This is a genomic window from Campylobacter lanienae NCTC 13004, from assembly GCF_002139935.1.
GTDB lineage: Bacteria > Campylobacterota > Campylobacteria > Campylobacterales > Campylobacteraceae > Campylobacter > Campylobacter lanienae.
Window position 1 is genome coordinate 1,431,431 of the sequence record NZ_CP015578.1, and the last position, 21,818, is coordinate 1,453,248.

At 34.5% G+C, this 21,818-nt stretch carries 23 protein-coding genes and 5 tRNA genes; 4 read left to right on the plus strand and 24 right to left on the minus strand.

Going from position 1 to position 21,818, the window contains the following annotated elements; all coding sequences use genetic code 11:
* Positions 1-13 precede the first annotated feature (13 nt).
* The 7 genes from CLAN_RS07320 to fliK all read right to left on the minus strand — a co-directional run bounded on the left by CLAN_RS07320 (position 14) and on the right by fliK (position 7,403).
* Positions 14-1,297 carry a hypothetical protein gene (locus tag CLAN_RS07320; protein WP_100590954.1) on the minus strand — a complete coding sequence of 428 codons (1,284 nt, stop codon included), beginning with the start codon at positions 1,295-1,297 and terminating at the stop codon, positions 14-16.
* A gap of 18 nt (positions 1,298-1,315) precedes the next feature.
* Entirely contained in the window at positions 1,316-1,471 is a 156-nt protein-coding gene (locus tag CLAN_RS08305) for a hypothetical protein (protein WP_167368951.1), read from the minus strand.
* A gap of 132 nt (positions 1,472-1,603) precedes the next feature.
* Positions 1,604-1,933 (minus strand): MGMT family protein, encoded by a 330-nt coding sequence (locus tag CLAN_RS07325; protein WP_167368971.1) that lies wholly within the window; start codon positions 1,931-1,933, stop codon positions 1,604-1,606.
* 101 nt (positions 1,934-2,034) lie between these two features.
* Positions 2,035-3,093: a CatB-related O-acetyltransferase gene (locus CLAN_RS07330; protein ID WP_100590956.1), complete on the minus strand. Its 1,059-nt coding sequence runs from the start codon at positions 3,091-3,093 to the stop codon at positions 2,035-2,037.
* A 273-nt stretch (positions 3,094-3,366) separates the two neighbouring features.
* Entirely contained in the window at positions 3,367-5,001 is a 1,635-nt protein-coding gene (locus tag CLAN_RS07335) for a flagellar hook-basal body complex protein (protein WP_100590957.1), read from the minus strand.
* Positions 4,998-5,780 carry a flagellar basal body rod modification protein gene (locus tag CLAN_RS07340; protein ID WP_096028189.1) on the minus strand — a complete coding sequence of 261 codons (783 nt, stop codon included), beginning with the start codon at positions 5,778-5,780 and terminating at the stop codon, positions 4,998-5,000. Before CLAN_RS07340 ends, CLAN_RS07335 begins: the two co-directional genes overlap by 4 nt.
* A gap of 42 nt (positions 5,781-5,822) precedes the next feature.
* A complete protein-coding gene (fliK, locus tag CLAN_RS07345) occupies positions 5,823-7,403 on the minus strand; it encodes a flagellar hook-length control protein FliK (RefSeq protein ID WP_100590958.1) in 1,581 nt (526 codons plus the stop codon).
* Between the two features lie 149 nt (positions 7,404-7,552).
* On the opposite strand from fliK, the gene typA reads away from it, so the two are divergent.
* The 3 genes from typA (at position 7,553) to thyX (ending at position 10,698) form a co-directional block, all read left to right on the plus strand.
* Positions 7,553-9,355, plus strand: a complete 1,803-nt coding sequence (gene typA / locus CLAN_RS07350; RefSeq protein ID WP_096017780.1) for a translational GTPase TypA — start codon at positions 7,553-7,555, stop codon at positions 9,353-9,355.
* Between the two features lie 117 nt (positions 9,356-9,472).
* On the plus strand, positions 9,473-10,072 hold the full coding sequence (locus tag CLAN_RS07355; RefSeq protein WP_100590959.1) for a nitroreductase family protein: 600 nt from the start codon (positions 9,473-9,475) through the stop codon (positions 10,070-10,072).
* An 8-nt stretch (positions 10,073-10,080) separates the two neighbouring features.
* Complete coding sequence (gene thyX / locus CLAN_RS07360; protein ID WP_096027482.1) at positions 10,081-10,698, plus strand: FAD-dependent thymidylate synthase; 618 nt, start codon at positions 10,081-10,083, stop codon at positions 10,696-10,698.
* A gap of 39 nt (positions 10,699-10,737) precedes the next feature.
* Here the strand turns inward: thyX and CLAN_RS07365 are convergent, their stop codons facing one another.
* From CLAN_RS07365 to CLAN_RS07385, 5 genes are all read right to left on the minus strand, one after another.
* A complete protein-coding gene (locus tag CLAN_RS07365; RefSeq protein WP_100590960.1) occupies positions 10,738-11,919 on the minus strand; it encodes a multidrug effflux MFS transporter in 1,182 nt (393 codons plus the stop codon).
* A gap of 35 nt (positions 11,920-11,954) precedes the next feature.
* Positions 11,955-12,044: transfer RNA gene (locus CLAN_RS07370), tRNA-Ser, on the minus strand.
* Between the two features lie 174 nt (positions 12,045-12,218).
* Positions 12,219-12,292: transfer RNA gene (locus tag CLAN_RS07375), tRNA-Cys, on the minus strand.
* A gap of 9 nt (positions 12,293-12,301) precedes the next feature.
* Positions 12,302-12,388: transfer RNA gene (locus CLAN_RS07380), tRNA-Leu, on the minus strand.
* Positions 12,389-12,394: 6 nt separating this feature from the next.
* A tRNA-Gly gene (locus CLAN_RS07385) sits at positions 12,395-12,469 on the minus strand.
* Positions 12,470-12,619: 150 nt separating this feature from the next.
* Here CLAN_RS07385 and CLAN_RS07390 point away from each other — a divergent pair.
* Positions 12,620-12,695, plus strand: a tRNA-Ala gene (locus tag CLAN_RS07390).
* Between the two features lie 304 nt (positions 12,696-12,999).
* On the opposite strand, the gene CLAN_RS07395 is transcribed toward CLAN_RS07390, so the two are convergent.
* The 12 genes from CLAN_RS07395 to CLAN_RS07450 form a co-directional block, all read right to left on the minus strand.
* A complete protein-coding gene (locus tag CLAN_RS07395) occupies positions 13,000-15,060 on the minus strand; it encodes an MMPL family transporter (protein WP_100590961.1) in 2,061 nt (686 codons plus the stop codon).
* A complete protein-coding gene (locus tag CLAN_RS07400) occupies positions 15,057-15,569 on the minus strand; it encodes a LolA family protein (protein ID WP_096015464.1) in 513 nt (170 codons plus the stop codon). The genes CLAN_RS07395 and CLAN_RS07400 overlap by 4 nt, the downstream gene beginning before the upstream one ends.
* Entirely contained in the window at positions 15,559-15,966 is a 408-nt protein-coding gene (locus tag CLAN_RS07405; RefSeq protein WP_232045875.1) for an acyl-CoA thioesterase, read from the minus strand. Before CLAN_RS07405 ends, CLAN_RS07400 begins: the two co-directional genes overlap by 11 nt.
* Entirely contained in the window at positions 15,963-16,853 is an 891-nt protein-coding gene (locus tag CLAN_RS07410; protein ID WP_100590962.1) for an LpxL/LpxP family acyltransferase, read from the minus strand. The genes CLAN_RS07405 and CLAN_RS07410 overlap by 4 nt, the downstream gene beginning before the upstream one ends.
* Entirely contained in the window at positions 16,846-17,556 is a 711-nt protein-coding gene (locus CLAN_RS07415; RefSeq protein WP_100590963.1) for a glycosyltransferase family 2 protein, read from the minus strand. Before CLAN_RS07415 ends, CLAN_RS07410 begins: the two co-directional genes overlap by 8 nt.
* Positions 17,544-19,046: an ApeI family dehydratase gene (locus CLAN_RS07420; protein ID WP_100590964.1), complete on the minus strand. Its 1,503-nt coding sequence runs from the start codon at positions 19,044-19,046 to the stop codon at positions 17,544-17,546. The genes CLAN_RS07415 and CLAN_RS07420 overlap by 13 nt, the downstream gene beginning before the upstream one ends.
* Positions 19,043-19,282: a COG4648 family protein gene (locus CLAN_RS08400; RefSeq protein WP_141080490.1), complete on the minus strand. Its 240-nt coding sequence runs from the start codon at positions 19,280-19,282 to the stop codon at positions 19,043-19,045. The genes CLAN_RS07420 and CLAN_RS08400 overlap by 4 nt, the downstream gene beginning before the upstream one ends.
* A gap of 253 nt (positions 19,283-19,535) precedes the next feature.
* Positions 19,536-19,784, minus strand: coding sequence for an acyl carrier protein (locus CLAN_RS07430; protein ID WP_096029873.1), 249 nt, complete (start codon positions 19,782-19,784; stop codon positions 19,536-19,538).
* Positions 19,781-20,029, minus strand: a complete 249-nt coding sequence (locus CLAN_RS07435) for a phosphopantetheine-binding protein (RefSeq protein WP_096014239.1) — start codon at positions 20,027-20,029, stop codon at positions 19,781-19,783. The genes CLAN_RS07430 and CLAN_RS07435 overlap by 4 nt, the downstream gene beginning before the upstream one ends.
* The gene (locus CLAN_RS07440) at positions 20,026-20,760 is read right to left on the minus strand and encodes a lysophospholipid acyltransferase family protein (protein ID WP_100590965.1); all 735 of its coding nucleotides are present in this window, start codon (positions 20,758-20,760) and stop codon (positions 20,026-20,028) included. The genes CLAN_RS07435 and CLAN_RS07440 overlap by 4 nt, the downstream gene beginning before the upstream one ends.
* Positions 20,748-21,365 carry a beta-ketoacyl synthase chain length factor gene (locus tag CLAN_RS07445; protein WP_167368952.1) on the minus strand — a complete coding sequence of 206 codons (618 nt, stop codon included), beginning with the start codon at positions 21,363-21,365 and terminating at the stop codon, positions 20,748-20,750. The genes CLAN_RS07440 and CLAN_RS07445 overlap by 13 nt, the downstream gene beginning before the upstream one ends.
* Complete coding sequence (locus CLAN_RS07450; RefSeq protein WP_096014236.1) at positions 21,362-21,811, minus strand: excinuclease ABC subunit A; 450 nt, start codon at positions 21,809-21,811, stop codon at positions 21,362-21,364. Before CLAN_RS07450 ends, CLAN_RS07445 begins: the two co-directional genes overlap by 4 nt.
* Positions 21,812-21,818 lie beyond the last annotated feature (7 nt).

Sequence of the window (21,818 nt, forward strand, 5' to 3'; positions counted from 1 at the left end):
ATATGGTTTAAAGCTATATTTTAGCTTTATTATGCTCTTTTTTGATTTTTATAGCTTCAAATATGAATTTGATATATCCGCCTTTATACCATTGTTTATGTGCTTTTATAAGGGCATTTCCTAGTTTATAGCTCAGATGATTTTTGATATTTTGGTCTTTTTGATTATTTAGTTTTAAATTTTCTTGTAAGGCTTTTATCTGCTCTTGCGTGATTGGCTTTGGCGGTTGCGGTGGCGTGGCTAACTGCTCTTTAAGCCTATTTATAATTTGTGGGCTTAGGACTCTATCAATGTGTTTTGTGATATTAGGATACAAATGCCCGATATACTCATCTATAAACTCCATAGAATCTTTGAAAAATACGATATTTGGTATAAGATAAGAGCGGTCTATATCCCTATCAATCTCTATATCCCTATCACTTGGAATAAGGCTTAAATCAAATAATTTCATTTTTGAATTTGGCTTACATAAGAAAAATGCGATTAAATCGAAGTATGGTAAAGATACGCTATTTGGGGTATTTGGACGAGCGTTAATATAAGATTCACTATTTGCTAAATTTTCATCATTAAATTTGACTATCAAACTACTATCTATTATCGGCTCGGCTTGTATTTCGCAAAATATATTAAGCTTTGAAGTTGGCTTAACAATATTCTTATCCTTATTTTTTAAATGTATAGAAGCACAATGCGATATTGTTTGAGCCCAATTTAATTTTGTTATCTCTCCATTGATTTCCAAATTCCAACTATGCATTCCAATAATTTGATACTCTTCATATCCTTCAAAACTCAAATAATTATCACCTTCTAACCTATAAACAATCTCATCATACATTGAATTTTTAGGATTAAAAATCTTAAAATTCCCCACTCTTTTCATATCTTGCGGGGTTAATATCTTAAATTCAGGTAGATTGATATCTAAATGCTTATTTGAAATTTTAAAACAATCAATATTTTTAGCAATCTCTTTGCCGACATATCGATTAACTATTTCAAGCTGATGACCGCCAAATTTATTACCAAACTGGATTATCTCGCTTTTTTCATAATAACTTTGCATATCTATAATATTTAACCCAAAATAATTAGCCAAAAATCTATGCATATTGATAATTATCTGATAATCTCTAGTCCTATAAGGTAAAATCAATATACAAACCGGCTTTTTAAGCTCATATAAAGTTGCGTATAAATATTGTAAATTTTTAAATATTATCTCTAAAGAAAGGTTTTCTATAATATTATGATTATCTAATTCGTTAATCACAGATTCAGTTACTATCAAATCAGCATTTTTAATAGCTTATTGATTTTTTTCTCGTTTTAATTCATATAAATTTTGTAAAGAAGTAGTACCACCTAAAGCCAAATTTGTCACATTCGCATACTCTCTAAGACCTTTTTGTAGCCCATTTACCATCACAGAGTTGCTACCACCAAGAAGTATGATATTTTTCATTTTGCCAACTTTTAAAATTTAATTTCAAAAGCAGGCAGTTTATCAAAAAAAAAAAAAAAAAAAAAAAAAATGAAATTAGAAATTAAAACTAATAGAAATATTTAATAATAAATTAAGATTATAACAATTCATCTAGCTTTGAGACTTTATAAATTTCTCAATATCAAATCCACAAATATCAAGCCTAACACGATTAAATCTATCAAATTGGGTATTCTCATCAACTAGCATTTTCATCTGTGCCCCACTCCCACCAAACGCAAATGCCTTAGATAATTCGCCTTTGCGATTTACCACTCTGTGGCAAGGATATAGCTTTGGATTAGGATTATTATGTAGAGCGTTGCCAACAGCCCTAGCCAACTTCGCATTACCCAAACACAGCGCAATCTGAGAGTATGTAACCACCTTGCCTTTTGGTATCAATCTTAACAAATTATAGACTTCTTGATTAAAATTCATCACCACCTCATAATCCTTAAACATCATTTAAGGTTTTGCTATCGCAAGGGAAATTCTACTTAAAAAGCTCAAATATTTTATCTAAACAATTTAATTTAAAGCTATATTTTAGTTTTATTATGCTCTTTTTTGATTTTTATTGCTTCAAATATGAATTTGATATATCCCCCTTTATACCATTGTTTATGAGCTTTTATAAGGGCATTTCCTAGCTTGTAACTTAGATGATTTTTGATATTTTGGCTATTTATTTCTAAATTTTTAATCTCTAGATCTTTTTTATTTATCTCTTCTTTGAGTGAGTTTATCTGCTCTTGCGGGGTTGGTTGAACTGGTTGTGGTGTGACTGGTTTTGGTGGTTGTGGTGGCGTGGCTACTAAAACTGGTTGTTTGCTTCGCTGGATTAACTCTTTAAATTCCATTTTTCTAGGATTAAATGGCTTTATAGCGTGATTTTGAATTCTACTCTCTAGCTCATCTAAATAGTAATTTATATCTTTTTTGGCATCTATCCCATCAAAATCAGCAAAGTGATATTCCCACCATTTTAACCCCAAAAGTCTCTTGATCGTAGGCTCATCAAAGCGGTATTTGAGTATTCTAGCTGGACTGCCACCCACTATAGCATATGGCGGGACATCCTTAGTCACGATGGCATTTTGAGCCACTACGCACCCTGTGTGAAGCGTAATCCCTGGCTTTAATAGAGCATTTGTACATACATAGACATCATTTTCAAAAATAGTTGGCCCCGGCGGCGGGACTAGGGCGCCATGCGGAGTGTGTGTATAGGGCTTTTTGATACGCTCTATACTAGCATCTTTAAAGATATAAAAATTTGGATCATAGATAAAAGATGAAGTTGAGATAGTATCCAAAGGGTGCTTTCCTGCTATGAAATTTAACCCAACAGCAATAGAGCAATACCTTCCCATTTTGATATCTAGTCTTGGAATAATCGCATTTGAATAGCTAAAACTCCTCATTTGACAAGCGTTATTACCTCTATTTATAGTAGAGTATTCTTCCATAAAGCCACTATCTGGGACATTTATCATTTCATCATCTTTGTAGCGACAAATCTTGCCATTTGGATAAGCCATTAATACATTAAACTCTTCTAAATACTCTCTAACAAATTTATTAACTTTTATCTGCATAATCTCTCCCGCGAAACTTTGGCGGTAGGTTATCAAAAAAAAAAAAAAATGAAATTATAAAAATAGATTAGTTGATTTATTTAAGATTAATTTCAGTTAATTTAAGACCAAAAATACTCTTAGGATCTTAGGAATTTAGTGTTTTGGTAAATTTGAAATTTTAGATAAATTCAAGTTTTAGGAAATTAGAGATTGAAATGAGTTTAAATTTCTAGCGAATTTAGAATTCCAAATAAATTTAGAATTCTAAAATAAAAGAACCACCAAAAGCTCTTATCGTTTCAAATTTATAGCATTTTTTATCATCTCATCAGCGGTTGTTATGGATTTTGAGCTAGCGTCAAACATTTTTTGCATCACGATCATATCAGTTAGCGATACACCTAAATCCACATTACTCATCTCCAAAGTATAGTTTTTAATCACAGCTCCATAAATTATCTCGCCATCAGCATTGGTATAAAATATCGGATCGCCTGAGTTGGCACTGGCTTGATATGTGTTTTCGCTAGCTTTGCTTAGGCCTTGATTGTTTTGGAAGTGATATAGTGCTACTTTGGCTACCGTGGCGATATCCCCATTATCAAAAACGGCCAAAATATCCCCGCTATCACTCATAGTGTATTCATGAAGCAAGCCTTCGGATTTACCATTTTTGGCTACTCGCAACTCTGGGTTGCTCTGCTCGGCTGGGCGAAGACCATCAAAACCGCTATTTGGGATATTTGGATCATATGGTGTGCCTAAATTTAGCTCTAAATTTGCTCCACCATTATTTATAGCACCCAAAGTATTGCTAATCAAAGCGCCCCTTTCATTGTATCTTAGCTCACCTTGAGTGACGCTAATCATCTCTCCATCTGGACTAAGCACACTCACCAAAGCATCAAAAGCGATATTTTCGCCTTGCGGGACTTGCTTGGTAAATTCAAGTTGTAAGATATTTTTATCCCCATTTGGTGCCCAAATATCAGTAGTAAAGCTCTGTGGGGTCGCCACTTCTTGTAGGACAACTGCTATAGCCTCATAAGTCAATTCACCATCCAAATTTAATCCCGCCACAGCATTATCTACGCTAAAGACAAAAGCACCATTTTCAAGAGTTTGCGTTGTAGCCTCAACGCTCTTGCCATTTTGGTCGGTTATGGTGATTTTCACATCTTTGCTAACTGAATTTGGATGGTGAATTTCAGGCGTTTGATGGAGATTGCCGACGATTGTTATAGTATTGTTATCCTTATCGATTTGAGTCTCTAAATTTTGAGTATTTAGCGCTACTTCTTGGTGTTCTGTCTCAATAGTAGAGTTTAGAAATCCTGCGTAACTCACCTTGGTAGTGGGTGTGGCTGGGATATATAATACCTCTGGTAAATTTATTTTTGTTTGAGCATTTACATTATTTAGCTCTACATTTTCGCCAACTGGCAAGGTATATGCCTCTACATTGCCATCTACAACTCCAAGCTTATTTAAAGCACTTTGCCCAAGGGTAGTGCTACTTAAATTCGCCATAGTCCCTAGTAGATACAAACCGCTTCTATTTACCATATCTCTATTTACATCTAAGGCAAAATCACCATTTCTGGTAAAATACTGCTCTCCGTTAATGCCAACCAAACCAAAAAACCCATCTCCATCTATAGCCATATCAAAGACCTTATCAGTAGGTTGAAGGTTCCCTTGTTTGAAATTCAAAGATGTAGCCATCTTCGTCGTGCCTAAGCCGATTTGAGAGCTTACAGGTGAGTCAGATGCGCCTCTTAATGTGGTATAAAATAGCGATTTAAATTCTGCTGTTGAGGATTTATAACCTACGGTATTGATATTTGAGATATCATTTCCTATGGTATTATGGCCAAATTCAGCTGTTTTAACGCCATTTACGCCATTATAAAATGCCGTCATCATGATATATTTTCCTCATTTTCATTGCTAGAGCCTGATGAGCTGTTATTTGAGCTATTATTTTGATTTGAGCTATAAGTAACTGGTTCAGTAAATTCAAGCACACTATCCATAGCTACATACTCGCCGGCCACTTTGATATAGGCTACACCATTGTCAAATTTCACAGCTTCAACAGGATATTGACCTAGCAAGGTCTCCCTAGATGCGCCACTAGTATCTAGATATTTTGCTTTTATGAGATATTCGCCTGGCAAGGTTGGGTCGCCGTTATTGTTTTTGCCATCCCAAGTAAATTTATTAACTCCAGCTTTGATATCGCTGATACTGACATTACGCACGACATTGCCTACAGAATCATATATCTCTATCGTTCCACTCTTAGCATCTAGTGGGAAATATAGGCTAAAATCAACCGAAGATGAAGTGGTATCTTTAGCCACAGAGTTAGTTAAATTAGCCATCTTGCCTAGAGCGCTCATAGCATTTAACGCAGCGCTTGATTGCATCTGCTGGCTTAGCTGAGTCATTACTTGATTGGTCTTTTCTTGCATCTCAACTGTGGCTAGCTGGCTAGTTTGCTCAAGCATCTTAGCGCTATCCATAGGTTCAGTTGGGTCTTGGTATTGAAGCTCTACTAAAAGAAGTTTTAAAAAGGCATCTTTGTCTAATTGCGAATTTGGATTTACTCCACCTGATACGCTATCGGCTTTTTGCTTGGCTTCATTAGCCGCCCATATATCAGTAGTAAATTGTGGTGTTGAATTTACAGATGTTGCCATGCTTCTCTCCTAGTTTTTAAATTTATTAAGCAACTTTTATTCCTAAAAATATTTTGGCAAGATAACTTCCAAGATTGTCTCTTCTTGATTTATCTCTTCTTCATTTGCTTCAAGGTTAAATTTCGCTCTTTTTCCTTGGTTTTGATTTTGCTCTTTGTTTGCGTTGTCACTAAAATTCATGGATAGCTCACTAAAACCCATATTGACAAGACTGGCTTTAAATTCAGCCTGATGCTGCATAAAAAGCTGCATTGTTTGAGTGTTTGAGTTGAAATTTATATGCAAATTTGAGCCACGATTGATAAGCGTAACCTCCACTTCACCTAAATTTCCTGGATTTAAAGTAAGGTGAAATCTCGTAATTGGTGGCTTATATTCGCTGATTTTTTCTTGTAATTGCGTAGCGAAATTATCAAAAACCTGTCTAAGATGCGCTTTTGGCTCTTTAGAGTCTAGTTTTGCCATATTGATTATATCTTTGGTTGCTTGATTTGAGCCATTTTGATTATCGAAATTTTCAGAGCCTTTCTCGCTGGTTGTCTCACTAGAGCTTGATGAGATATTTAAGCTTTCATTGAGAGATTTTGAGCTTTGCTCGCTACTTTCTTTGATAGCTTTTTGCATGATATTAGCTAGATACTCATCAACGCTAGATATGCTTTGAGTTTTGTTTGAGATATCGGTTTTTGGCTCTGTGGTGGCTTGTTTGATTTGAGTTTTCTCATCTATCATAGGTTCATCTAATATATTTTTGCTCTTTTGGGTGCTATCTTTTAATAGCTCTTTTAGATCGATTTTCGTCTCTGGTTTTGGCTCAATTTTTGACTCTGATTTTATTTGAGCTTTTGGCTCATCATCATTTAAATTTGTATTTTTGCTATCTTTATTTATATCCACGCTTTGACCTAGCATTAATTTGCTTAGGATATTTTTGTCGCTATTTTCTAACTTTGAGATGGTGCTTTCTATATCTTTTTTGGTTATTGAATTTAGATTGATGGCGTTATTTATCGTTTGGATATTGCTAAAAAATCCTTTGGAATTTAAATTTTTAAACTCGCTTTTTAGAGCCTCAATCCCATCTTTGGTGATTTTAATCTTGCTTAATCCTAGATTGAATTTTTCACTTAAATTTAGTAAATCTTCTAAATTTTTAGCCCCTTTTAACTCTTGTATATTTTTCTCAATTGATAAAAATTTATTTAAATTTGAGCTTACTATATTGCTAATTCCTGTTTTCATCGCTCCATCTTGAGAGTCCAAAAGAGCAAGCAAAGTGATAAAATCAGCATTTTCAAGCATTATTTCATCTGAATTTTGTGCTACTAGCTCAAATTCATTTTGCGGTGATTTGATATTTTGATTATCTATATTTTTAGTAGATTTCTGGCTAGCTTCGGCCGTGCTTTGGGCAGTTGTGGCAGTTGTGGTGGTCGTTTGAGATTTTTCATCTTGTGGATTTTTGGAATTTTGCGAATTTTCATACTCTTGGACGCTATTTTCAATCATTTTATGAAAGCTATCTTGCTCGCTTGATGGCCTGTTTTGATCTGATTTATTTGATACATTTTGGACTTGTGTGGTGCTATTTAAACTTGATAGAGCTTGATTTAAACCTTGCATTTTTTATCCTAATTTAGCTATTTTCGCAGTTTCTTAGCAATTTCTATTCCGCATTTATCACCATAAATTATAGTTATTAAATTCATAGCAAATTTAGCAACTTTTAGATATAATTAGCGCCAAAAATTTGAAAAATCTAAGGAAGACTTTTGGAAAATATCAGAAATATAGCAGTCATCGCACATGTTGATCACGGCAAAACCACAATGGTAGATGAGCTACTTAAACAATCAGGCACCTTTAGCGACCATCAAACAGTAGGCGAAAGAGTAATGGATAGCAACGATATCGAGCGTGAGCGTGGAATTACCATCCTTAGCAAAAATACATCAATTCGCTATAAAGAGTATAAAATCAACATAATTGACACTCCAGGCCACGCCGATTTCGGTGGCGAGGTTGAGCGTGTTTTGAAGATGGTAGATGGGGTTTTGCTCCTTGTAGATGCGCAAGAAGGGGTAATGCCACAAACCAAATTTGTCGTTAAAAAAGCTCTTAGTCTAGGCCTTCGCCCGATAGTTGTAATAAACAAAATAGACAAACCAGCCGCCGATCCAGATAGGGTTATAAATGAAATTTTCGATCTATTTGTCGCACTTGATGCCAATGATGAACAACTAGAGTTTCCAATAGTCTATGCCGCAGCTAAAAATGGCTACGCAAAACATAAATTAGAAGATGAAAATACCGATATGGAGCCACTATTTGAGGCTATTATAAATCATGTCCCCGCCCCAAGTGGTAAAGATGAAAATCCACTTCAACTTCAAGTTTTCACCCTTGATTATGATAATTATGTAGGCAAAATCGGTATTGCGAGAATTTTCAATGGTAAAATTAGTAAAAACCAAAGCGTAATGCTAGCCAAAGCCGATGGCAGCAAAACCACAGGCAGAATCAGCAAATTAATCGGATTTTTAGGCCTTGAAAGAATCGATATAGAGAGTGCAAATAGCGGTGATATCGTAGCTATTGCTGGTTTTGATGCTTTGGATGTAGGCGATAGCGTAGTCGATCCAAACAACCCTATGCCGCTCGACCCGCTCCATATAGAAGAGCCAACTTTAAGCGTTGTATTTAGCGTAAATGACTCTCCGCTTGCTGGAACTGAGGGTAAATTTGTAACTTCAAATAAGCTTGATGAGCGTTTAGAGAGCGAGATGAAGACAAATATCGCTATGAAATATGAAAACATCGGCGAAGGTAAATTCAAAGTAAGTGGCCGTGGAGAGCTACAAATCACAATTTTGGCTGAAAATATGCGTAGAGAGGGCTTTGAGTTCTGTCTTGGTAGGCCTGAAGTAATTATAAAAGAGATTGATGGGGTTAAATGTGAGCCTTATGAACTTTTAGTAATAGATGCACCTGATGATTGTACTGGCGCCGTGATAGAAAAACTTGGCAAAAGAAAAGCCGAAATGGTAAGTATGAATCCAACTGGCGATGGGCAAACTAGAATTGAATTTGAAATCCCAGCTCGTGGGCTTATCGGCTTTAGAAGTCAGTTTTTAACTGATACCAAAGGCGAAGGCGTGATGAATCATAGCTTTTTGGAGTTTCGCCCACTAAGTGGTTCAGTAGAACACAGAAGTAACGGCGCTTTAGTGAGCATGGAAAATGGCGTGGCTCTAGCCTATTCTTTATTTAATCTCCAAGATCGTGGGGTGCTATTTTGCGATCCGCAAACTAAGGTTTATATCGGTATGATAATAGGTGAGCATAGCAGACCAAACGACCTTGATGTCAATCCTATAAAAGGCAAAAATTTAACAAATGTTAGAGCTAGTGGAAGCGATGATGCTATCAAGCTAGTCCCACCACGCAAACTAAGCTTAGAGCGTGCTTTAGAATGGATCGAAGAAGATGAATTAGTAGAAGTTACACCTATAAATATAAGAGTAAGAAAACGCTATCTAGACCCAACTCTTCGCAAAAGAATGGCGAAAAAATAGAGCATTTTAGATTAAAAATTTAAGCTGAGAAATTCAGCTTAAATATATCTTAATCACATTTTAACCAATTATTGATAAATTACCGCTATAATCTACAAAATTCAAAAAGGAAAAATAATGAAAAAAATAATGCAAGAGCGCTTTTCATGTAGAGAATTCAACTCCAAAAAAATAGATAATTCTATAATTGATGAGATATTAGACCTAAGTAGATTAAGCCCTAGCTCATGTGGATTAGAGCCTTGGAAATTTATGGTAGTAAGCAAAGAAAACGATCTAAAAGAGTTAGGTCAAATTTGTAATAACCAAGCCCAAGTAAGTGAATGTAGCCACGCTATAATCATCATCGCACGCAACGACCTAAAAAGCGGTTGCGACTTCATAAGAACTCAAGTAGATCGCAAACCACGCACACCTGAAAGATTACAAAAAGCTCTTGATCACTTCGCAGATAGATTCAATCCACAAACCGATGAAGAGCTAATGCATTACGCCTCACTCCAATGCTACATAGCAAGTGCCAATATGGTAAATATCGCTCAAAGCCTAGGGGTAAAAAGTTGTATTGTGGCTGGTTTTGATCCGCAAAAATTAGATGATTTTGTAAATTTAGGTGAGCATTTCAGACCTGTTCTTGTGATAGCCTTGGGTTATAGTGATGAGTTAGCACCGACTAAAATACGCCAAAGCAAAGATCAAGTCGTGATCTATAAATAGGCATAGATATGGAAGTAAAATTACTAAATTACACACCGCTTTGGATATGCTCAAATGCTATTCGCACTTGCTGGCAGAGCTTTGATAAAGGCGATAATGGCGGCGAAATAGATCTAGCTTTAATCGATAGAGTAGGCAATCAACTCAAACACGCAAGCACGCTAGAGCATCTATTTTATAACTTTTATATAAAAGGCATTAGCAGAGCTTGCCTCCAAGAGTTAGCTCGCCACCGCATAGCTAGCCTAAGCGTCAAATCCACTAGATACACCCTAAAAGAGCTAAAAAACGAAAGCGAATTTAAGCCTAATGACTTTGATAACGCAAGTAGATATATAGTGCTAACTGGCAATGAATTTGTAGATAACGCAAGCATAAACGCACTTGAGAATTTGCGCCAAATTCTAAACCAAAACACAAGCTTAGATATAGCCAAATACTGCCTTCCAGAGAGCTATAAAACAGAATTAAGCTGGAGTATAAATGCTAGAAGCTTACAAAATTTCTTAAGCCTTAGAAGCTCGAAATCCGCCTTATGGGAGATAAGAAATCTAGCAAATGCAATATATAATGCACTCCCTAATGAGCATAAATTTATCTTTGCTGAGTGTGTATATAAAGATTAAAATAATATAGATTTTGGTAAGAGCTAAAATCTATATTAGCTATATTGTTTTAAAGCGTAAAATAACTGCTAAAGTACACGGTACTAACATTACTAGAGCTAGAAATAGCGGAGTATTTGCCCCAAGCGCTCCAACCCCAAAAGCAATTACCCCAGCTAATCCAAACTGCATAGTCCCAAGCACAGCTGAGGCGGTACCAGAGTGGTCTGTAAATCTTGCCATTGCTAATGTTGTAGCATTTGGCAAAATAAATCCAAGCATACTAATAGCTACAAAAATTCCAGCCTCAAAAATCCAAAATCCAAGCCCTAAAAGCGCTCCAATGCTTACTACTACAAGCGCTCCAAGCATTATAAATAGGGCGAATTTAAGCAAATTTTGACAATCAAAATTTCTAGTAAGCCTAGCATTAATATTAGCAAATAGTACAAATCCAAGTGCATTAATACCAAAAAGAAGTCCATACTGCGTCCCATTAAGGCCAAAATGCCCCATAAATACAAAAGATGAACCAGTAATATAGGCAAAAAGTACCGCCGAAGCAAATGCGCCAAGCAGACTATAAAGTATAAATATCTGCTCTTTTAGGACAAATTTATAACTAGCAATAGTAGCTTGATGAGAAAATTTAGTTCGTACTGGCTGAGTCTCTTTAAGCCCAAAAATAATAAACCCAAGTAGCAAAATCCCTAACATAAAAAGAACCGCAAAAATACTTTGCCACGAAAAATAGCTAAGCAAAATCCCGCCAAATGTCGGCGATAACATAGGCGCAAGTGATGAAAATACCATCATCAAAGCATACACTCCAGCAGCATCTTTGATATCAAAACTATCATTGACAATAGCCCTAGCAATCACCACGCCAGCACAACCGCCAAGCGCTTCAAAAAATCGCAAAGTAATAAAAATATAGATATTATCCACTAGCACACACCCAAGACTTGAAGCAATAAATATCAAAATTCCAATTATCAAGGGAGTCTTACGCCCAAATGTATCACTTAAAGGACCATAAATAAGCTGCCCTAAAGCAAATGCTATAAAAAAACTAGCAAGACTAAGCTGAGTAAGAAACTCACTAGCTAAAAAGCTACTTTGAACATGCGATAGCGCTGGTAGATACATATCTGTAGATAGCGGTGCAATGCTAGACATAAAGGCTAAAATAATGATTAATTTAAATTTAGCAAATCCATGGATCTTTGTAGTGCTTCGCATAAAAAAATAGCCTTAAAAGTGTAGATTATAAAAAGTGGCCGGGAGAAAGGGATTCGAACCCCTGGAGGCTTTCACACCTCAACGGTTTTCAAGACCGCCGCTTTCGACCACTCAGCCATCTCCCGAGTATATTATTTAGAAGTTTTTTGTTCTACCCAGCTAGCACCTTGATTGACCTTTTCTTTAGACCATTCATAGGCATCTTTAGAATCCTCTTTGACTCCGTGCCAAGTATTAGAACATCCGCATAATAACAAGATAAAAGCACAAAATATATAACGCATATAAATCCTGTAAAATGGAGGCGACACCCAGATTCGAACTGGGGGTAAAAGCTTTGCAGGCTTCTGCCTTACCACTTGGCCATGTCGCCATATGCTAGTGGTGCCCAGAGCCGGACTTGAACCGGCACGGAAGTAATTTCCGAGGGATTTTAAGTCCCTTGTGTCTACCATTCCACCACCTGGGCTAAATATGGAGCGGGAAACGAGATTCGAACTCGCGACCCCAACCTTGGCAAGGTTGTGCTCTACCCCTGAGCTATTCCCGCAATAAAATAATTTTGAAAGTTGAATAATATCAAAAGAAAACTTAAAGTTTAATTTTGTTTGATTAAATTTGGCTAAATTTAGTTAATTTTATTTAATTTCATTAAATTATAAGCAAAATAATTGTATCATTCTCAAATATTTATCCAAATGGGGTTATAGCTCAGCTGGGAGAGCGCTTGAATGGCATTCAAGAGGTCGGCGGTTCGATCCCGCTTAACTCCACCACTTAAGCTTCTTTTAAGTTTCAATCAATCTTTTTTAATTCGTTTCAATTCCCTTTTTATCATACTTTATTACTTTTTTTGATTATTTAGAGCAAATTACCATATCAAAGGCTATCTAATGGCAAATCTAAGTAAAGGGCCACATAGAGCGTCTCTTAATACTAGTCGCTTTAGGCTTTGATAAATTTGTAGATACTAGAGCATACAAATTCTTTGTGTTAATCACCCATTTAATACGGCTAGTGCTAATTGGAGTGATATGGATTTAGAAAATAAATTTAGACTATTAAAGCAAGGCTAAAACCCTAGCTATGATACCTTTGATTGCTTGATAGCATAAAAGCGCATAACATATTTAGAAAAATCCCCACACAAACACTAGCCCCAAAGCTAAACACAGCATGTGTCTGACTCATACAAAGCACCCCAAAGCTAAATATACTAGTCATCGCCGCCACACTAATACCAAAAATTTTGTCCTTGCTAGGAGATTGTTTAAGAGCAAAAAGCAGATAATCCACCCCGACAGCACTTGCTAAAATCACGCCAAAAATCACAAAAATATTAATATCAAAAAATATCATAAATATCGTAAGAGTGGCAATACTAACACCAAAAATCAACCCAATAAAAATCAAAGCTCTTTTAAAACCAAATACAAAATACAAAAAAACAAAAGCAAGCAATATCCCAAATATCTTTAAATAAATAGCATTTATCTTCACAGCAGTTAAATTCTCATTTATCATCTGCGTTAAATCATAAAATTTCAATCCATTTAAGGATAAAATTTCATCAAATTTCGCCCTATCTTTGATATCATGTATCAAAATATAATTTGGATTTTCAAAGAAAAAAGCAAAATTTTTTAAGATTTTAAGGTTTTTTAGCTCACTCTCATCCAAGATCGCAAGCTCGTCAATTTCGCTCTTTATCTCATCATCAAAATCCCTAAAATCCAGGCTTTTTAGCCTCTGTTTTATAAACTCTTGGCTTTTTGGATCATTGATAAATCCATAAAGATAGCTAATATCAGCCACCTTGCTAAGGGCGGATAAATCAGCATTAATATCCCTGGTATAAACTAGCTTTAAATCGCTTTTTAAACCGGTGATTTGCGATAGTTTTTGAGCATCATCGAGCAGCTCTTTAGGCGATTTGGCGTAGTTTCTAATATCATCTTTAAAATCAGCAAACACAAGACAAATAAGACAGATAAACACAAATAAAATCGCATATAGCGGATTGAACTTAAATTTAGCAAAGAGATTTTGGATTTTAGATAGTAAAATCTCTATGAAATTTGGATTTTTAAATTTGGTATCATTAAAAATTTTAGGAATTAAAAAATATGATATTAAGAACGAACCCAAAAGTCCAAATAGACTAAAAACAGCAATTTGGTGCAAGAAATTCATAGGTGAGAATAAAAAGAGAAGATAGCCGCTCATCGTGATCAAAAGTGCTAGTAAAAATAGTTTTTTTAGCTTAAAAATACTATTTGAGCTTATTTTACTTCTACGCTCCAAGCCAAGCCACCCACAACTAAAATCTAGCATAAGCCCTACCAAACTAGTGCTAATGACAATCACCAAAACATGAATACTATCAAAGAATAAAAATGAACCCCCAAGCCCACAAACAAATCCAAAAATTGGCGCTAAAAATATCAAAAATATCTTAAAATTACCAAACATTATAAGCAAAAATCCAACAGACAAAAACACGCCCACAACGCCCATAATAGCGCTTTCTTTGAGCCCTTGCTTCTTACCAAAAGCACCAAAAATAGCCCCACCACTAAGTATGGCGCCATCGTTTTTTAAGATATTATAAGCTTTTAAAAGCTCGTTTTGATCATAATTTTCTTTTAGCTTGGCTTTAGCATAGATGAAATCACCAGCTTTTAAAAATCCAGTTTTTGGCTCTATTTTAATATTTGAGCTTAAATTTAAGATATTAGCAAAATTCAAAAGTCCCAAAATATCATCTTTTAAGCTTAAAATTCCGTTATTTATAGGCGAATATATATTTGTAATAGCCAAATTTACAAATTCATCATCAATTTTGCCTTTAAATAGCGCTAATTTAGCTACTTTTAGCTCATTTTTTAATTCATCTAGATCCTCTATTTTATAAAAAATCTCACTAAAAATTTTAAAATTTTCTAGCTTTTTTAGGCTCTCTTCATCTCTTGCAAGAATGTTAATCTCACTTGATAAATTCTTATTTAATTCCCTAAATACAGCATTCTCATCGATATTTAAAAAGCTAAAAATATCGCTATTAATCTTATGAAAATTAAACCCTATATAAAAGCACAAAAGCAAAAATATAGAACCAAAAATCGCTAATGGTTTTTTCATTTTATGCTAAATTCATTTATTGTTTCATCGCCATTGATTTCTCTCAAAACTATCTTTTTGACATAGTTTGAGCCAGAAATTTCGATATTTTTAAAGATTTTTGATATCAGATATCCTTTTGGCGTTAAATTAAGCTTCCAGCTCTCTTTTGTCCCAACTAAATTTATATCAAATTCCGCTTTTAACGCATCTATATTTAAATTTATAATATCCAATAAAAGTTTGATATCAGCACTCTTATCCTCTTTTTGCCAGCTACCATTTCTCATCAAAAAAACGCCATTTTTATCCACCTTAATGCTACTAAAAATCGGCGTTAAAGTAGTCATAATAAATTCGTTATTTTTGATACTAAACTCACCGCTACTTAAAATAGCCTTTTTAAATCCGGTGATATTTTTGGTTTGGTTAAAATCCCCGCTAACATCGCTTTTAATTATATTTTTAAACTCATAAATATCAAAGCAAAATGCCATTTGAGCTATTAATAATAAAATTTTAATTTTCATATTTTGCCTTTAAAGCCCTATAAAACCCGCTTGGCAATTCATACATACTAAGGCGTTTTTGGATATCTACGCAGACTTGAGTGGAGTTTGCGATATTTAAGATTTCACCATCTTTTAGCACCTGATACTCTAGTTTTAGCATGGTTGTAGCATCTTTTAATCTAACTAGAATTTCAGCCTCATCGCCAAAAAATAGTGGTTTAATATATTTAATATCTAGCTTTACTACAGGCAAGGCAAAGCCATCATCTCTAAAATTAGCATAATCATAGCCAATCTCCCTTAAAAACGCACACCTAGCCGCTTCAAAATATTTGATATAGTTACCATGCCAGACCACATCCATGCTATCAACATCATAAAATTCAACCCTAATTTTATATCTAAACTCCATCATCTCACACCCCAAAAATCAAAAAAATTAAACCACAAATGCGGATATTTTTTACACATATTTGTTAATTTATCAGCATAAATTTGAGCATATTTATCAACATTTTTATCTCTATCAAGCACCACTTCATCAGCGATATTATCAAATGTAAGCTCATAATTTTCGCCATTTTTTATCGCCCAAAATGTGCTAAGCTTCGTCTTTAAAAGATGAGCTAAAAGATAAGGTCCAGCGCCTATCTCACACTTGCGACCTAAGAGCTCTACCTTTGCGTTTTTGTTGCCATTTACTGCAACTCTATCACCCATAATACCGATATGTCCGCCACTATCAATTATCTCTTTTATTTTTAACATTGTAGCCATATCAAGGTTTGAAACTTCAAGCACTTTAATAGGCACTTTGCTAACCTCCTTTAGAATTTTAAAAAATTCGCTTGAGTGCTTTGTATACATTAAAATTGTAATATCCAAATTCGCAACTTCATTTGATATAGTCCTTGCTATATCGATATTACCGAAGTGGCTTACTAAAAGCACTCTACCTTTTTTGCTATTTAAAAACTGGTTTTTTATCTCTTTTTCATTCATTAAAATTATATTATCTCTATTTATTCTTCCTTGCCAAACGCAAAATTTATCGCAAATTGATATAGCAAAATGGTAAAAATTCCAAAATGCCCATTTAGTTTTTATCCCATTGCAAGAGAGTAAATTAAGATAAAATTTGATATTTTTACGCTCATTTTTACATATCAAATAGTATATAAAACTAACCAAAAAAATAGTAGGTTTTAATAAAATTTTAGGCATATAAGCGACTAAAAATAGAGTTAGTTTAAGAAGCCCTCTACCTGCTTTTTCTTTTTGTAAATGCCATGAATTAGCCATCTAATAGCCTTTTAAATATAAATTTTGGCAAGGCAAAAAAGTGCTTTGCGTGAATTTTGCTAATCAAAAGATTATCTCTAAATGCCCTAAAATGCGATACTCCATCCTTATCATACCTAACTAACACATCAAACCATAAAATTTCAACGCCTAATTTAAAAAACAGATATAAAATCTCTATATCAAAATCCATTTTATAGGCTTTGAGCTTGGGGAGAATTTGGTTTGTAGAATCTAATGGATAGATACGAAGACCGCACATAGCATCTTTAAGATCTGCGCCAAGAGTGTTTATATAAACCCAAAAATTTGTAATTTTTCTGCCATAAAGCCTTGCTTTTGGGGCGTCTTTGCCATAGATTGGATTAGCGCAAATTAGCGCTTTTGGATGATCTTGACTAAGGGTTATAAAGTCTCTCAAATATAAAAGATCGTGCTGCATATCGGCGTCTATTTGAAGTGCGTGAGTAAAGCCATTTTCTATTAAATATTTAAAGCCATCTTTCATAGCCGCACCCTTGCCGCCATTGGTTTTTCTATATATTATTTTTGCTTTTAAATCCTTTAAAATCTCTTTATGCTCTTTACTTGAACCATCATCAATGATTAAAATTTCAGCCCCAAATTTGCTTAATATCTCAACTAATCTTGCTAAATTTTTACTATGATTAAAATGCGGTATCAAAAATGCTAATTTATACATATTCTACCACTTGCACAAGGTTTATCATTAGCAAAAATATTGAAATATAGCTTATTTGATTTGATATTTAACTCGAATTTCGCAATATCACCAGGGCGTAAAAAGCTATTGAATTTCATAGTTTCGATTTTATTTGTATGGGCCAAATCAAGCCCAAGATTTTTGGCTAATTCCATCACGCACTCAATTTGTATAAATCCAGGCACCAACGCAAAATCCAAAAAATGCCCATCAAAATAGAATAACTCATAACCGACAAATGCCTTAAATACAGCGTTTGTCTCGCTTAAACTCTCTTTGGTAAATTCAAATTTATACTTAGTATTTAGCAATTCATCAGCCACAATTTTAGGTAGTTTGCCCTGCTGATTTCGCTCTATTTTGGGGACTATTTTAAAATACCTTATATTGTTTTCAAACTCAGCTCTCAAATCGCTTTTTAAAGCATTGATAATCGCTATTTTACCATCATTTCTAAATCTCTCTTTACCCTTTTGACTTAGGGTTATTATCGCACTTATACGCTCTTTTGTTTCACTCAAAACACAAACGCAATCCTCTATAAGCTCATTTGATAAAATAACTTGCTCAACGCTATCAAGGCTTATTCGTTTTTCATTGATTTTTACTATCCTATCAATCCTACCTAAAAGCGTGAGTTTATCGCCATCTACAGCCGCCAAATCACTAGTTTTAAAGCACTCACACCATGGCGAACTAACTATTAAAACGCCATCTTGGGTGCTTAATTTTACCCCATTAATCGCTCTAAATCCACTATTTATCTCAAAGGCCACAACGCCCGTTTCTGTACTACCATAGATATTTATACAAGTTGCAAGCTTATTAATCTCATTTTTTAGACTATCTTCTAATCTACCACCAGCGTAGATTATATTTTTAAGCTTGGCTAAAAGCTCTTTTTTATTACTTTGTAAAAGTGCTTTTAATATAGTTGGGGAGCTTATTAGAGTGTGGTTATTTGGCTCTTTTTCATAGATAAACTCTGGATAATTAAGAAATTTAGGCTCTATTTTAGCACCTAAAACTAATGGTAAGAAAATTTTAAATGTCAGCCCAAACATATGTTGATGAGAAACACTGGCTAAAAACTCATCACCAAACTCAAAGCTATCTTTGAGCACTAGGGCTTCTAATTTCATCTGATAGAGGGATTTTTCTATTAATTTTGCCTCTCCACTACTGCCAGAAGTCTTAAGATAAAACTTGGCATATTCATCAATCTCAAATTTACTTGATGAAGTTGATAAAATTTTACCTAAATCATCGATCAAAAATCGTCCATCATCATCGCTGAAATTTGAGCTTAAAATAAGCGGCTTTAAGTCCAGCGAAAGCGAGGCAAAAAATGCTACGATGAAGTCGTTGCTATCTTCTAAATAAATTTTCACACTCTTAACGCCAAGCGTTTTTAAGCCGCCAATTGCTTGAGCAATAAGCTCTTTGTAGTTTTCTAAAAACTCTATCATAACCTTAAAACAAATCTCCTATAAATCATCTCACCAAAAAACAAAATACCCATCAAAATATATGATAAAAATCCGCTATAAAATGCCCAAGCCTTCTCATCTAAAATCGCCAAAACAAGACAAATCAAACCATTAAACGCAAAAAACCAGATCCAAATTTTAGTAAGTTTGCGTGTATAAATACGCCCATTTTCATCTAAATTTGGATTTTGTAAAAGGGCAAATTTGGTAATCATCGCTACCCCCTTTAAACTCGCGTAAAAAATCACAAACGCAAACCCGCTAATAATAATCGGATAGGCAAATTTCAACCCATCAAATAAAAAAATCAAAACAAAAAATATAGCCACAAAAAGCTCAAATTTATCCCTAGAAAAGCAAAATTTTAAACCCCATAAAATAGCCAAAATCAAGACAATAAAAGGGGTAAAATCCCTAAAAAACACAACCACAAATGGATAAAAAATCCCAAAAATAATTAGTAAAATTTTAATTATCAGCAAGCTTTTTTGACACTATTATTGCGATATCTTCAAGTGTTTTAACATTTTTAAAGTCTTCTGGCAACAAGCGATATCCCGTTTGCTTTTTGACATAATCTATAAGATCAACCGCATCAATGCTATCAATACCCAAATCTTCATAAATCAAGCTTTGCGGCGTGATTTTGGCTTCGTCTATCTCAAAAAGCGTGATTAATGCGTTTTTTAAAATTCCAAATATCTCATTTTGAGTCATTTTCTATTCTCCTTGATAAACTTCGCTAAATTACTAACATTAGCAAATATCTCTTCTAAATTCTTGCTTTTGCTATCAAGAACTATGCCATAACGCTTTGTAATAGCAAGTCCAAGCTCTAAGGCATCAACGCTATCAAGCCCTAATCCATCATTAAAAAGTGGCGCATTCTCATCTATATCATTAGGCCTAATATCTGAAAGATTCAAGCTTTCAATTATAAATTCCTTAACCTCATCTATCATCTTAACTCCTTATAAATTTTTAAAATTTCATCTTGTAATCGCCTAACCCTAATCGGATCTGGTTTATCAGCCAAAAATTCAGCCAAATTCAAGCTATTTTCGATCTTAAATTTATAGCTAATACGCTCACTTGGCACACTAAACCAACTCTCATTTTTCCTAAGGCTTCGTGGCCTCATCTCTATGATAACAGGCGTCAAAATTTTCGCCGCTTTAATCGCTATAAAAAATGGCGCCTTATGAAAAATTATATCATCTTTTGTGCGAGTGCCTTCTGGAAATATCAGCAAACTTTCGCCATTTTCTAAGCTATTTAGGCTTTGTTTTAAGAGCTTTTCGTTATCTTCATTTGAGATATATCCACAAGCTTTTATAGCAAAAGCTAAAAATATATTTTTTCCAAGCTCACCCTTAACAACGCAATTTAAATTCTTCACACTACTTAAAAAAAATACAACATCAAGCAGCGATGGATGATTAGCGATGATAATCTCCCCACTCTTGCCTAAACTACTAGCATCAAACTGGACTTTTAAATAGCCACTAATCTTACAAAGCCATATAAAAATCCCCCAAGATAACCTAACAAGCTTACGACAAAACCTCTGCACAAACTCAAATTTATTAAATTTCAAAAGCACAATCGGCATAAAAAGCAGATCACCAAATAGACATATAAATCCAAACGATGAGTATAAAAACGCCACTCTTAAAATTCTCAATAGTTGCATCTATACTCCCATTTTAACGCCCCGTCAAAGCTACACCATGAGCTATTTTTGCCATAATTTTCTAAAAAGCAAATTTCACTATAATTTGCAGTTCTATTATCCGGGCTAAATTTTAAGCTAAATTTATCCCCTGTTGTAATCATCATACCGATAGCAACGGCAAATGGATCATTTTTATAATAATCCTTATTAGCCCCTTCAAAGTAGCTAATTACAAAGGCTTTTTGAAATTTCAAAGCATTTATAATAGCATACTCAAGGCTCGCCATTGCCGATATAGCAAATACTGGACTATTATTTTTAGCTTCTATGCTTAGCATAGCAGGGGTCGCATTTAATACTGAAAGGCTAAAAGCCGTTGGTGAAACTTCGCTTTTTAGTACATTTAATAGATCCAAACAACGATTTGTCTCGCCAAAATAAGAGCTAAAAACAATAGGCATATCAAGCTTAATTTGGCTTGTGATATCCACACAAAATTTAGCACACTGACTAAGTCTGCGGCGAGAGATGGGAGCCACCCTAGAAATATCAGGCTGGCGATCATACCCCCCACCAAGATTAAAGCTAATTGCCCTAAAATCTGATATATTAAAGCTTATCACTTCGCAATATCGCCTTTTAAGGCCACCCCGGTCATTATATTGCCAATAGCACATTCATACTCGGTTGTACTTTTAAATTCTTGCTTTTTAAAGTAGCTTGTCAAATTCACAACCTTAGTGGCATTCTCTTTTTTTGCACTATCGGCAAAGCTTATAAGTGCTGAGATAAAGGCTCTTTGGCAAGCTGCTTCATTATCCTTGCCAACTCCATTTGTCTTTTTATTTGAGACTAGACCTTGTTTAATCACCTTGCCTTGTGAAGCACCAAAAACAAATTTAATATCACTTGGCAACTTCTCTTTTGCAAGTGGTGAATTTAGCGCATCTTTGATAGAGTAGCGGACAATCTCATTTGAACCATCTTCTCTTACAACCTTTGACTTATCGGCTACGCCACAACCTGTTAAAAATAGAACTGCTATAGCAAAAACTAAAAATTTTTTCATTTTTTCT

Coding starts and splice junctions, on each gene's coding strand:
- CLAN_RS08305 (WP_167368951.1), bottom strand. CDS start 1,471: ATGAAAAATATCATACTTCTTGGTGGTAGCAACTCTGTGATGGTAAAT.
- CLAN_RS07325 (WP_167368971.1), bottom strand. CDS start 1,933: ATGAATTTTAATCAAGAAGTCTATAATTTGTTAAGATTGATACCAAAA.
- CLAN_RS07330 (WP_100590956.1), bottom strand. CDS start 3,093: ATGCAGATAAAAGTTAATAAATTTGTTAGAGAGTATTTAGAAGAGTTT.
- CLAN_RS07335 (WP_100590957.1), bottom strand. CDS start 5,001: ATGATGACGGCATTTTATAATGGCGTAAATGGCGTTAAAACAGCTGAA.
- CLAN_RS07340 (WP_096028189.1), bottom strand. CDS start 5,780: ATGGCAACATCTGTAAATTCAACACCACAATTTACTACTGATATATGG.
- fliK (WP_100590958.1), bottom strand. CDS start 7,403: ATGCAAGGTTTAAATCAAGCTCTATCAAGTTTAAATAGCACCACACAA.
- CLAN_RS07355 (WP_100590959.1), top strand. CDS start 9,473: ATGAAAAAAATAATGCAAGAGCGCTTTTCATGTAGAGAATTCAACTCC.
- thyX (WP_096027482.1), top strand. CDS start 10,081: ATGGAAGTAAAATTACTAAATTACACACCGCTTTGGATATGCTCAAAT.
- CLAN_RS07365 (WP_100590960.1), bottom strand. CDS start 11,919: ATGCGAAGCACTACAAAGATCCATGGATTTGCTAAATTTAAATTAATC.
- CLAN_RS07395 (WP_100590961.1), bottom strand. CDS start 15,060: ATGAAAAAACCATTAGCGATTTTTGGTTCTATATTTTTGCTTTTGTGC.
- CLAN_RS07400 (WP_096015464.1), bottom strand. CDS start 15,569: ATGAAAATTAAAATTTTATTATTAATAGCTCAAATGGCATTTTGCTTT.
- CLAN_RS07405 (WP_232045875.1), bottom strand. CDS start 15,966: ATGATGGAGTTTAGATATAAAATTAGGGTTGAATTTTATGATGTTGAT.
- CLAN_RS07410 (WP_100590962.1), bottom strand. CDS start 16,853: ATGGCTAATTCATGGCATTTACAAAAAGAAAAAGCAGGTAGAGGGCTT.
- CLAN_RS07415 (WP_100590963.1), bottom strand. CDS start 17,556: ATGTATAAATTAGCATTTTTGATACCGCATTTTAATCATAGTAAAAAT.
- CLAN_RS07420 (WP_100590964.1), bottom strand. CDS start 19,046: ATGATAGAGTTTTTAGAAAACTACAAAGAGCTTATTGCTCAAGCAATT.
- CLAN_RS08400 (WP_141080490.1), bottom strand. CDS start 19,282: ATGATTACCAAATTTGCCCTTTTACAAAATCCAAATTTAGATGAAAAT.
- CLAN_RS07430 (WP_096029873.1), bottom strand. CDS start 19,784: ATGACTCAAAATGAGATATTTGGAATTTTAAAAAACGCATTAATCACG.
- CLAN_RS07435 (WP_096014239.1), bottom strand. CDS start 20,029: ATGATAGATGAGGTTAAGGAATTTATAATTGAAAGCTTGAATCTTTCA.
- CLAN_RS07440 (WP_100590965.1), bottom strand. CDS start 20,760: ATGCAACTATTGAGAATTTTAAGAGTGGCGTTTTTATACTCATCGTTT.
- CLAN_RS07450 (WP_096014236.1), bottom strand. CDS start 21,811: ATGAAAAAATTTTTAGTTTTTGCTATAGCAGTTCTATTTTTAACAGGT.